14 protein-coding genes are annotated in these 12,237 nt (G+C 41.3%); 13 read left to right on the forward strand and 1 reads right to left on the reverse strand.

The annotated features are described in order from the left end of the window. The first annotated feature begins 25 nt into the window (after positions 1–25). The 11 genes from AC2YHV_RS11750 (at position 26) to AC2YHV_RS11800 (ending at position 9,901) form a co-directional block, all read left to right on the forward strand. Entirely contained in the window at positions 26–1,129 is a 1,104-nt protein-coding gene (locus tag AC2YHV_RS11750; protein WP_440438976.1) for a prephenate dehydrogenase, read from the forward strand. Between the two features lie 22 nt (positions 1,130–1,151). Next, positions 1,152–2,438: a 3-phosphoshikimate 1-carboxyvinyltransferase gene (gene aroA / locus AC2YHV_RS11755; protein WP_057276292.1), complete on the forward strand. Its 1,287-nt coding sequence runs from the start codon at positions 1,152–1,154 to the stop codon at positions 2,436–2,438. Between the two features lie 369 nt (positions 2,439–2,807). Further along, positions 2,808–4,079: a tetratricopeptide repeat protein gene (locus tag AC2YHV_RS11760; RefSeq protein WP_487373242.1), complete on the forward strand. Its 1,272-nt coding sequence runs from the start codon at positions 2,808–2,810 to the stop codon at positions 4,077–4,079. Between the two features lie 41 nt (positions 4,080–4,120). Next, positions 4,121–4,672: a ReoY family proteolytic degradation factor gene (locus AC2YHV_RS11765; protein WP_034307987.1), complete on the forward strand. Its 552-nt coding sequence runs from the start codon at positions 4,121–4,123 to the stop codon at positions 4,670–4,672. 161 nt (positions 4,673–4,833) lie between these two features. After that, complete coding sequence (locus tag AC2YHV_RS11770; protein ID WP_487373243.1) at positions 4,834–5,295, forward strand: YpiF family protein; 462 nt, start codon at positions 4,834–4,836, stop codon at positions 5,293–5,295. Between the two features lie 160 nt (positions 5,296–5,455). Further along, on the forward strand, positions 5,456–5,962 hold the full coding sequence (locus AC2YHV_RS11775; protein WP_057276295.1) for a Rieske (2Fe-2S) protein: 507 nt from the start codon (positions 5,456–5,458) through the stop codon (positions 5,960–5,962). Positions 5,963–5,965: 3 nt separating this feature from the next. Then, positions 5,966–6,640 carry a menaquinol-cytochrome c reductase cytochrome b subunit gene (gene qcrB, locus AC2YHV_RS11780; RefSeq protein WP_034307974.1) on the forward strand — a complete coding sequence of 225 codons (675 nt, stop codon included), beginning with the start codon at positions 5,966–5,968 and terminating at the stop codon, positions 6,638–6,640. Between the two features lie 56 nt (positions 6,641–6,696). Beyond that, positions 6,697–7,464 (forward strand): menaquinol-cytochrome c reductase cytochrome b/c subunit, encoded by a 768-nt coding sequence (locus tag AC2YHV_RS11785; RefSeq protein WP_034307972.1) that lies wholly within the window; start codon positions 6,697–6,699, stop codon positions 7,462–7,464. Positions 7,465–7,639: 175 nt separating this feature from the next. After that, on the forward strand, positions 7,640–8,236 hold the full coding sequence (gene lhaT / locus AC2YHV_RS11790) for a lipoprotein heptaprenylglyceryl N-acetyltransferase LhaT (protein ID WP_098865335.1): 597 nt from the start codon (positions 7,640–7,642) through the stop codon (positions 8,234–8,236). 119 nt (positions 8,237–8,355) lie between these two features. Continuing rightward, positions 8,356–9,141, forward strand: coding sequence for a sporulation protein YpjB (gene ypjB / locus AC2YHV_RS11795; protein ID WP_034307968.1), 786 nt, complete (start codon positions 8,356–8,358; stop codon positions 9,139–9,141). 85 nt (positions 9,142–9,226) lie between these two features. After that, positions 9,227–9,901, forward strand: a complete 675-nt coding sequence (locus AC2YHV_RS11800; protein ID WP_053535585.1) for a zinc metallopeptidase — start codon at positions 9,227–9,229, stop codon at positions 9,899–9,901. 136 nt (positions 9,902–10,037) lie between these two features. Here the strand turns inward: AC2YHV_RS11800 and AC2YHV_RS11805 are convergent, their stop codons facing one another. Further along, entirely contained in the window at positions 10,038–10,910 is an 873-nt protein-coding gene (locus AC2YHV_RS11805; RefSeq protein WP_098937403.1) for a YitT family protein, read from the reverse strand. Between the two features lie 131 nt (positions 10,911–11,041). Between AC2YHV_RS11805 and AC2YHV_RS11810 the strand changes: the two genes are divergently transcribed. Then, positions 11,042–11,437 (forward strand): nucleotide pyrophosphohydrolase, encoded by a 396-nt coding sequence (locus tag AC2YHV_RS11810; RefSeq protein ID WP_223255836.1) that lies wholly within the window; start codon positions 11,042–11,044, stop codon positions 11,435–11,437. Then, on the forward strand, positions 11,430–12,230 hold the full coding sequence (gene dapB, locus AC2YHV_RS11815; protein WP_096337595.1) for a 4-hydroxy-tetrahydrodipicolinate reductase: 801 nt from the start codon (positions 11,430–11,432) through the stop codon (positions 12,228–12,230). The genes AC2YHV_RS11810 and dapB overlap by 8 nt, the downstream gene beginning before the upstream one ends. Positions 12,231–12,237: the final 7 nt, after the last annotated feature.

Genomic DNA, 12,237 nt, shown 5'->3' on the forward strand with positions numbered 1-12,237 from the left:
CATAAAAGATGCGGGGGAGAGAAGAGTGAAGGGTAAGGTTTTTGTAATAGGTTTAGGTCTAATAGGCGGATCACTGGCCATGGCTGTACGCCATGCACATCCTGAAGCCGTGATTGTTGGTATGGACCTAAGTGAAAAGAATATTCAACTATCGATGCTATTGGGGATCATTGATGATTCTGTATCATCTTTGGAAGCGGGAGCATGTGAAGCTGATTTGATTCTACTTGCTGTGCCTGTCAATGAAACCGTGAAGATTTTAGCTCAATTGGCTGATATGGATTTGAAAAGTAATGTCCTCATATCTGATGCTGGAAGTACGAAGGATACAGTCGTTAAGGCAGCGAAACCATTGATAGATAAAGGGGTGGCCTTCATCGGGGGGCACCCTATGGCTGGTTCCCATAAGAGCGGCGCTGCGGCAGCCAAATTACATTTATTCGAACATGCATTTTATTTGCTTACTCCCGGGGACACCATCAAAGAAGAAAAAGTTGAGCAGCTGAAAGGGTGGCTGCAGGGGACAAGAGCTAACTTTCTTATTGTTAGTCCTGCCACACACGATAAGCTGACTGGGGTCATTAGTCATTTTCCGCATATTGTCGCATCAGGGCTCGTTAAGCAGGCAGAAAATTACAGTAAGGAAAACAAGTTGATTTCAAGGCTCGCAGCAGGTGGGTTCCGGGATATTACCAGAATCGCCTCAAGCAGTCCGGAAATGTGGCGTGACATTTTGTTACATAACCGTGATGTGCTGCTTGAATTAATGAATGATTGGCTGAATGAAATGGAGCATATAAAAGGTCTGGTTGCGAATGAAGAAAGTGAAGAAATCCTTCGATTCTTTACCGATGCCAAGATTTTCAGGGATGATTTGCCGACACATGCGAAAGGCGCCATACCAGCGTTTTATGATTTATATATCGATATACCGGATTATGCCGGAATAATTTCTGAGATTACCGGATATTTGGCACAAGAAGGTATCAGCATTACAAACATAAGGATCATTGAAACCAGGGAAGAGATATACGGTGTGCTGGTCATCAGTTTCCAAACGGATGTTGATCGCATAAAAGCTGCGGAGTGTATTTCAAGATATACAGATTATGAAACGATCCTGGCATAATAATATAGGGAAGGATGGTTTTATGAATACTAAAAAATTACAAACAAAAATCCAAACATTGCGTGGTTCGATTGCCATACCTGGAGATAAGTCGATCTCCCATCGTTCGATAATGTTTGGAGCCCTTGCCGAAGGGGAAACGACAGTAACTAATTTTCTTCCGGGAGCTGATTGTTTAAGTACGATTTCCTGTTTTAAGCAGCTTGGAGTCCATATTGAACAAGATGGCCAGCACGTCAAAATTGAAGGCAAAGGTTTTAATGGATTAAAGGAACCTGAATCAGTACTGGATGTCGGAAATTCTGGTACCACGATCAGGTTAATGATGGGCATATTGGCAGGACAGGATTTTTCAGCCGTTTTGGCAGGTGACGAATCGATAGCCAAACGTCCAATGACCCGGGTAGTCAACCCTCTACGTCAGATGGGAGCAACCATTGATGGCCGAAAAGGAGCCGAATATACCCCTCTCGCCATAAGAGGAGGCAAATTACAAGGGTTTCGCTACGAATTGCCTGTAGCGAGTGCACAGGTGAAATCTGCGATAATCTTGGCTGGTTTACAGGCAGAAGGTGAAACGATCATTATCGAACCAGAAGAGACCCGTGATCATACAGAACGAATGATCCAGGAGTTTGGCGGTAAAATCGAAAAGGACGGCCATACGATTAAAGTAAGCGGAAATCAAGTCTTCAAAGGGACGGCCATCCATGTGCCGGGTGATATTTCTTCGGCAGCTTTCTTCATGGTGGCTGCAGCGATTACGGAAAATAGTGAAGTGGTATTAAAGAATGTGGGCCTTAATTCGACAAGGACTGGAATCATCGAAGTCATGAAATCGATGGGGGCTGATATCACGATAGAGAAGAAGACGAGCGAGGGAGAACCTGCAGGTGACATCACGGTCAGAAGCTCCCGATTAAAAGGAACGACCATCAGCGGTGATTTAATTCCCCGTCTCATCGATGAAATACCGGTAATTGCACTTCTGGCGACACAGGCAGAAGGGATAACGACGATCAAGGATGCAGCAGAATTAAAAGTGAAAGAGACGAATCGAATTGATACTGTTGCAAATGAGCTTTCCATCCTGGGGGCAGATATAACCCCGACAGCAGACGGATTGATCATCAAAGGCCGTAAAGCCCTGAATGGAGGTATGGTTACAAGCCATGGGGATCATCGTATCGGGATGATGCTTGCTGTAGCGGCTTTGATAACGGATGGGGAAGTGGAACTTGCCGACCCTGATGCCATCGATGTATCATATCCACAATTTTTTGGGCATTTGACGCAATTGATAAAGTAAATATAAAAAAAGTTTACATACCTTATTTGGTCTGTAAACTTTTTTTAAATGCTTAAAAGTGTTGAAAGCGCTAACATCAGGGGTATTTTGTACCTGAATTGATCATGAAAATAATGAAAAAGGGGTTCAAGATCAAAAAGGAGATTTACCGTAGCGTGGAGAATTAACTAGTAACCTTTTTTTAATGAGAATGGGAGGGGACTTCATCGATGGAATACAAGGCTGCAGTATGGTAAACTAATGAATACTGTTTACTATGCATCTCGCGATTACAAGGTATTTTGTTCTTAATGGCAGAGTATATTACATTATGGCGTGAGTGTGTATGACTAGGGACCAAGTCTATCATGCAAAAGGAAGGATTCAACAATGAACACAGTGGAACAAGTTATACAGCATTTAAAAAAAGGGGAATTAACAGAAGCTCTTAAACATATAAATCGAATTAAATCATCAGAGTCAGCAGAGGACATTTTATTGCTGGCCGAAGAAATGCTCCAGCTTGGCTTTGCGGAAGAGGCAAAGGATCTTTTTGAACATCTGCTGCAACTCTATCCCGATGAAGGAGAATTGATTGTTTCGTTGGCGGAAATCCTAATTGATATGGACCAGGAAGATGAAGCGATGCTGATGCTTGAAAAAGTAAGTGCAGATGATGAAGTATATCCAAGTGCTTTGCTTTTGGAAGCGGACCTTTATCAATTGCAGGGGATGGATGAGGTCAGCGAACGGAAATTACTGCAGGCTAAGGAAATGCTTCCAGAAGAGATCATCATTGATTTTGCACTAGCTGAACTGTTCTTTCATCAAGGCAGGGATCAGGAAGCCATTGCAAATTACATAAAGGTTTTGGAACAGGAACAAGAAATCGCTGGTGTTAATGTCAATCAGAGGCTTGCTGAAGCATTAAGCAGCTCGGGCAAGTTCGAGGAGGCCCTTCCGCACTTTGAGAAGGCCTTGAAGGACGGACTTGAAATCAATACTCTATTTGAATATGCATTTACAGCTTTTCAGGCAGGTCTTTATGAGACAGCCGTACGAAAGTTTATTGAACTGAAAGAATTAGATCATGAATATCATTCACTATATTTGTACCTGGCAAAGAGTTATGAACATCTTGAAGATCTCGAAAATGCCTTGAAAACGGTCAAAGAAGGAATCAAGGCTGATGAATTCAATAAGGAACTTTACTTCTTCGGTGGTAAAATAGCCTTGAAAAGCGGGCTTGACGAAGAGGCTGAAAATCTATTTAAAGAAGCACTTGCCATTGATCCGGGATATCTGGAAGCTGCACTTACCCTTTTGAAATTGTATATGCACCAAGAAAGGTATGAAGATGTATTGGAGTGTATAGGTGAAGTAAGGCGATATGGAGAGGATGATCCTCAGTTTGATTGGATTGCTGCTGTATCTTATCAACATACCGAACAATTTAAAGAGTCATTAACCAGCTATCATAAAGCATATAATTCATTCAAGAGCAATCAAGATTTCCTTGAAGATTATGGTTTCTTTTTAATTGAAGAAGGAGACAGAGCCACATCTAGAGAAGTATTTAATAAGCTGCTTGAGATGAATCCGGCGAATGATGAGTATGCAATGATCTTGGAGCGGCTAGGTGAAAGCACAGAGGAAATGTAGATAAGTGAAATAAAACTAAATCAAGACAGAGGAGGGAATTCATGGTGGCTGCCCCTGTTTCTGTGAATGAGAAGAAGGATTTTATTCGGTGGTTCTTAAATCATTATCAACTGAAACGAAGAGAATGCGTGTGGATATTGAATTACTTAATGAGTCATGATCAACTGATGAAAAAGGTTCATTTTGTAGAAAATGCACAATATTGCCCACGTGGACTGATCATGTCGACACATTGTGTGGATGAGGTCCCTTTCAGGTTCTATAAGTCCAATATCATGACGACCGATGCAGAGAAATCTTTTCATGATATCCGTTTAAATCGGGACGAAGACATTTATATTCAGCTTAATTTTAAATCGTCTTACTCTTCCTATCAATATGCAGCGGTACTCGAGCATAATCCCTTCATGCCGAAATCGACGGCATCGAATGAAAAAGATCAGCTGCTAGCTGAACAATTTTTAGAAAGAAGCATGTTGTATTTTCAAAGGGACCGTCTTCTTAAGGAAATCGATGAAGCACTTGATAAGCATGATGAACAAGCATTTAAGGATTTAACCGAACAATTGAATCAATTGAAAGTACTTGGATGAAATAAATTGACCTTTCCTTAAACAGGAAAGGTTTTTATTTTTTATAAAATATTGATAAAATCCACATTTTTGTAAAGACTATGGGTATATGGTAAAGATGTTATAAAAATAATGGTAAAATGATAAGGAGTTGATTCAAAAATCGGGAGTGAAGAAAAAACATGAAGTGGACAGCAAAAGATCTTGACATGTATATGCAATCAAAAGAGTATGTGGATACCGTTTTGATTCCTTTGGTTCCCCTATCTTTTAAAGGGCAAATGAAGCAAACGGGCTCAATGAATGAATTTCTTACCATTTTAAGCTTGGAAATTGAAAAGCAGATGAAAGGCAGAATTCTTTTATTGCCGACATTTCATTATTTAAGTGATGAAATGGATAAGGTTGAACGGTTAAAGCGTTGGGCCAATGAAGTGAAAGAAAATAATTTCGAGCATGTTTTCTTACTTACATCGGATTTCGAGTGGAAAAAAGAAGAGCGGGAATTAGAAAATAATTTAGTATGGATTCCTGCCATTCCCTTGGAGGGGCTTGAAATTGAACAAGCAAGGGAAATGATTAACCAGCAAGTTCTCCAAATCCTTGATATTTTCTCTTATAATTGGAAAAATGAAAAAAAGTAGGATTTTTCGCATTATTTGACACATAGTTGCCACCTTTTGGGTTTTACAAATATTGACCTTGGTAAATTATTGAGATATCATGGAAATGTCCTAGTTTTATAGTGTCGCTATTTATTGGTCCTTTGGGCTCTCAGTATAGTAATAGAGGGGGGGAAAACGCATGAGCAAGCATAATGTTTCACGACGTCAATTCCTTAATTACACACTTACTGGCGTTGGTGGATTTATGGCGGCCGGTATGTTGATGCCTATGGTTAGGTTTGCAATTGATCCTGTATTATCAGCTGATAAAGGCGGGGATTACGTTGCAACTAAGCAAAAGGTAGGTGAACTCACTACCGAACCAACCCGTGTCGACTTTAGTTTTAAACAGGTCGATGGGTGGTATGAGTCTGAAGAAACAAATACAGCTTGGGTTTACAAAACGGATGATGGTAAGATCGTTGCTTTATCTCCAATCTGTAAACATTTAGGCTGTACGGTAGGGTGGAATACGGATAAGACTAATCCGAATCAATTTTTCTGTCCTTGCCATTACGGCAGGTATACGAAAGATGGGGTGAATGTGAAAGGGACACCGCCAGTTTCACCATTGGATGTCTTTGACACGAAAGAAAAAGATGGAATACTTTATTTGGGTCAACTAAAACCGCACGGGGAGGCGTAAACATTGCTAACAAAGTTATATGACTGGGTGGACGAGCGTTTAGATATTACGCCGTTATGGCGGGATATTGCTGACCATGAGGTTCCTGAACATGTTAACCCCGCACATCATTTTTCTGCATTCGTATATTGTTTTGGTGGGTTAACTTTCTTTATTACGGTCATCCAAATCTTGTCAGGCATGTTCTTGACGATGTACTATGTCCCGGACATTAAAAACGCTTGGGAATCTGTTTATTATTTGCAAAATGAAGTTGCCTTCGGTCAAATTGTCCGTGGTATGCATCACTGGGGAGCAAGTCTAGTTATCGTTATGATGTTTTTACATACTCTTCGTGTCTTCTTCCAGGGAGCTTACAAAAAACCGCGTGAATTGAACTGGATGGTCGGCGTATTGATTTTCTTCATCATGCTGGCATTAGGCTTGACTGGTTATTTATTGCCATGGGATATGAAAGCGCTATTCGCAACGAAAGTTACGTTGACAATTGTCGAATCGGTACCGTTGATGGGACCGGCACTCAAGACATTGATAGCAGGAGATCCAACCATTGTTGGAGCACAGACATTGACACGATTCTTTGCAATTCATGTATTCTTCCTGCCAGCAGCATTGTTTGCTTTACTAGCGGCTCATTTCCTGATGATCCGAAAACAAGGTATTTCAGGTCCGCTATAAAAGAATGGTGAACCAAAAACCAAAAAAACCTTTTCATAAAGGAGGGGAATTGTTCAATGCATCGTGGGAAAGGTATGAAATTCGTAGGTGACTCGCGTATCTCCGCGGACCGTAAACCGAATATTCCGAAAGATTATTCAGAATATCCTGGGAAAACTGAAGCATTTTGGCCTAATTTCCTTTTAAAAGAATGGATGGTAGGAGCTGTATTTCTTGTAGGCTACCTTTGCCTGACAATCGCACATCCGTCACCATTGGAAAGGATAGCAGATCCAACAGATACAGGGTATATTCCGCTGCCGGACTGGTATTTCCTATTCCTTTACCAATTACTTAAGTATACCTATGCTTCAGGTCCTTATAATGCTATCGGGTCCATGGTAATACCCGGCTTGGCTTTCGGAGCGTTGCTCTTGGCACCTTTTCTAGATCGTGGTCCAGAGCGGAGCCCGGCGAAACGTCCTTTTGCTGTAGGCTTCATGCTATTGGCAATGGCCGGCGTTTTCTATCTAACATGGGAGTCCGCAGCCCATCACGATTGGGAAGCTTCCAAGAAGCAAGGAGCCATCGTGGAAGGTGCAGACATTGATAAAGAGAGCGATGGGTATAAACTGATGGATTCTAATGGCTGTATTAGCTGTCACGGAGCAGAATTAACTGGTGGAGCAGGAGCGCCAAGCTTAATTGACACTGGATTGAAGCCAGAAGAAATTTCTAAAATCGCAGTCAAAGGCCAGGGTGCCATGCCAGCTGGCATGTTCAAAGGTACAGATGAAGAACTGAAAACATTAGCTGAATTTGTATCTGGTTTATCGACAAAGTAATATAGCCATAAACTTCAATTTCTTTCATAGGCTGCAAATAAAGCTGACGACTACGGTTGTCGGCTTTTTTATTGGTAAATTGAAGCGTATATGAGGAATTTGAAATGAATACTTGGTTTTCTGGTTGATGGCCTGTAAAATGAATATACTTGAGAATGTAAGTGAGGGTAAAAGAATGAATGTTATTTACAGTTTGCTTGCAAACCGGCAAATGCTCGCTTTGTTATTATTAATAAATATATTCGGTACTGCCTATGGATATTATTGGTATGGTAGTCAATTGGAAAACACTCCGGCGATTTTTTTGGCATTTGTGCCGGACAGCCCGACAGCTAGCCTGTTTTTTGTATTTGTTTTATTGGGGTTCCTGTTAAGAAGGAATTTCGGACTTATGGAAGCATTGGCGATCATAACACTATTCAAATATGGAATATGGGCGGTTGCAATGAATTTGATGACCTTCGTGACAACCGGTTCATTGCCATGGGAAGGTTATATGTTAATGGCTTCTCATTTGGGGATGGCGATACAAGGGGTATTATATGCACCATTTTATCGAATAAAACCTTGGCATTTGATAGTGGCAGGGATTTGGACCATACATAATGACATAATCGATTATGTTTTCGAAATGATGCCAATTTATCGTGATTTATTGGTATATATGAATTCGATAGGTTATTTCACTTTTTGGCTCAGTATACTATCCATTTTTGTCGGCTGGTACTTTGGATATAGAAAAAAGCGGACCACCCTATCCTTCATCCATTAAAAAGTTAACTCTAAATACAGCTTTGTAAAAGCAGGGTTAACTTTTTTATGATGAACGAGGTCTACTCATGTTTTTTCTTTCATATCGTTTTAGTAGAGATATGAGGAGGGACGAGTAGCATGTTGAAAAAATTCATATTAACCATTGCTGTTTTATTTGTCGTCTTACATTTCCCTGTCTATGCAGAATCCTCTTCAAGTTTGGAGCAATTAGATAACATTTCCGATAGAGCCTTGGAAATGACCAAGTTGAAGCGATATGGAGATTCGGAAAAGATGCTGACGTTTTTTTCTGACCGGTTTTTAAAAGAGACAGCGAAAGAGCAGATCCTTGACATGGACGAACTTCGAATTATCACTGTAGCTCATAATGAGGCGTTGATGACAATAAAGGATATGAACAAGGGAGATTCCGAAAAGGTTAATTCTGTTACAAAGTTCCGGCTTGTTGTTGATGCGGTCAAGTCCACCCATCAGCCTCTTTGGACAGAGATGGAGGATCAAATGATGAATTCTTTCCAGCAGACAAAGAATGCCGCGATCAATCAAGACACAATTACCTTCAATAGCCAATTGAACTTATTCCTATCACAATATGAAATGATATATCCAAGCTTGAAAGTCGACCTTTCTAAAGAAACGATGCAGCAACTGGACACGAGGATTCAATACATCAACCAATACCGTCCGGAGGTAATCAGTGATGGAGAAAGTCAGAAGGAACTGGATGCGTTGCAAAACGAACTAACTTCCATTTTTGATGATATGGGTGAAGATGATGCAGATCCTTCCCTTTGGTGGGTCATCATATCGACAGGCTCAATCATTATCATGACGCTTTCTTATGTAGGCTGGAGAAAATATAAAGGTGATAGGGAAAAACCAAGGAAAGAACATAATGATTAAATAGACAGGGGAAGAGAACACTATATTTGACACGGTTGCCTTCAATCCATAGAATTAAGAGTAATAATAGTTATAGGAGGATACCATGTATTTCATTTATTTGGCGATTATCATTTTAATCCCGATTTATGCACAAATGAAAGTGAAAAGCACATATAAAAAATATTCAAAGGTATCGGCCTCTTCCGGTATGAGCGGTGCTGAGACGGCGCGGGCCATTTTAGATCAAAATGGACTGTTCAATGTCAGGGTCGAAGAGACACCTGGAATGCTTTCGGACCATTATGACCCAAGGGATAAAACGGTGCGTTTATCATCGGATAACTATCACGGCCATTCAGTTGCCGGTGTAGCGGTAGCAGCCCATGAAGTTGGACATGCGATTCAAGATAAAGAAGCCTATGCATTCTTGCGTTTCCGTCATGCATTAGTACCGGTAGCTAATTTTGGCTCTAACATATCTTGGATTTTGATTTTAATCGGGATGTTAGCTTCAATTCCTCAGTTGCTATTGGCGGGTATCGTATTTATGGCAGCCGCTGTATTGTTCCAAGTGATTACCCTGCCGGTTGAATTCAATGCCTCTTCTAGGGCGATGGATCAACTCGTTTCCGCCGGGGTCATCCGGAACGATGAAGAACGGGAAACGAAAAAAGTATTAAGTGCCGCTGCGATGACTTATGTTGCTGCCGCTCTTGTAGCCGTACTGGAATTAGTTCGTCTTCTGCTTATGTATACAGGAATGAGGGAAGAAGATTAATGAGAAAAGGACACCATCTTGGGATGGGGTCCTTTTTTCATTTTTAAGAGTATTTGCTGCACATTGCTAATAAAATTCAGTTGGACAGGGCAACATTCATAAGGGTTGCATTCAATCGGTATGTACAGTCAATGGATCACCTTTCAATGGGATTCTTGTTCTCATCAAGGGTAAAGCCCTCACCCAATACGTCATGAACTTCACTGACTGATACAAATGCATGAGGGTCCACAGAAGTTATGGCATTTTTTAAGCGGACTAACTCATTTTTCCCAACAACACAATAGAGGACTTCCCGGTCATTGCGTGTAAAGGACCCATAGCCCCTTAATACAGTTACGCCCCGCTCCATATCATTCATGATTTTTTCGGCAATTTCCTTGTTTTTATCACTAATGATCATTGCACCTCTAGCAGCATAGGCTCCTTCTTGCATAAAGTCGATTACTCGGGCACCTATGAAAACGGCAACGAGGGTATACATCGCTTGCCGGTAATCCAGGTAGGTAAGGATCGATAGGCCAATGACGACGGCATCAAAGATGAACATGGTCCGACCCATGCCAATACCTAAGTAACGATGGGCAAAACGGGCAATGATATCCACTCCGCCCGTTGTACCGCCGTAACGAAAAATGATGCCCAGCCCGACACCGACCGAGACCCCGGCAAACAATGCCACAAGCATCAAATCATTACCGAGATTGATTTCAAATTCGTATCTCTCGAAAACCCATAGCCAAACGGAGAGGCCAACCGTTCCGATAATCGTATAAAAGAAAGATGTGCGACCTAAATATTTCCACCCGATTAAAAATAAGGGAATATTCAAAATCAAATTAGAATAAGAAGGATTTATCCCGATAAGTTGATATATAATCAAGGTGAGGCCGGTGAATCCGCCCTCGGCCAAGTTGTTCTGCATGTTAAAATGCACAAGGCCAAAAGCGAATATTCCAGCCCCAAAAAGGATAAATATGATGTTTTTCAATTTTAAGCCCAAAAGCATGTCCCATACCTCCAAAGGTTTGCATAGCATCAATTTACTTATTATAACTAATTAACCAACTATGGGCAATTTTGATTCCAAACGTATCTGTTGTCATCTGTTTCACTTTTAGCTAACATGGAGAAGGTATGATGTTTGAAAACGAAAATCAAGAATGGGTGACTCATATGGAAAAGCAAAAGACGATCCAACAAATGCAAGCGGAAGTCGACCGATACATAGGACAATTTAAAGAAGGATATTTCAGCCCTCTGGCCATGCTCGCCCGCATGTCTGAAGAACTTGGGGAATTGGCTAGGGAAGTCAATCATTACCATGGTGAAAAACCAAAGAAGGCGACAGAGGAAGAGAATACCATTGAAGCGGAATTGGGGGACATGCTTTTTGTGTTGATTTGTTTTGCCAATTCTTTAGGGATTGATCTTCAAAACTCGCATGATTTGGTCATGGAAAAATTCACAACCCGCGATAAAGATAGATGGACAAGAAAAGAAGAGGAAATGGAGGAGGAAGGTAAAGATGAGTAAAGTGAAAGTGATTGTAGCAGGTCCACGAGGCAGAATGGGAAATGAAGCGGTGAAGCTTGTACATAGGACAGAAGGGTTTGAATTGGCAGCTGTCATAGATCGCAAGCATAACGGGGAAAGCCTTTCCGCAATAGAAGGTTTTCACGGGATTGAAGCACCGGTTTTTTCTGATATAAATGAATGCTTTTCTTCTGTAGAGGCAGACGTATTGATCGATTTGACCACACCGGAAGTGGGCATGTTCCATACAGAAACGGCACTTAATCATGGCATCCGCCCTGTAGTGGGAACGACTGGTTTTACAAAAGAAGATTTAGCAAAGCTGGATTCATTGACAAAAGAAAAAGGCATTGGTTGCATCATCGCGCCAAACTTTGCAATTGGCGCCATTTTGATGATGAAGTTTTCCCAAATGGCCGCAAAGTATTTCCCGGATGTGGAAATCATAGAAATGCACCATGATCAAAAACTGGATGCACCTTCTGGAACTGCTTCCAAAACGGCAGACATGATTGCAGCGGTACGTGAAACAAAACAACAGGGGCACCCTAATGAAAAAGAAACCATCCAGGGGGCAAGAGGTGCAAATGTAGATGGCATGCATATCCACAGTGTCCGTCTACCGGGACTCGTTGCCCATCAACAGGTGCTTTTTGGAAGTGATGGAGAGCTATTGACGGTTAGGCATGATTCCTTTAATCGAGCTTCCTTCATGTCAGGAGTCAAACTTGCTGTTGATACCGTCATGAAATTGGATGTTCTTGTATACGGCTTGGAAAATATTATTGAATAGGGATCAG

It is taken from the genome of Peribacillus sp. SRI_006, from assembly GCF_057586375.1.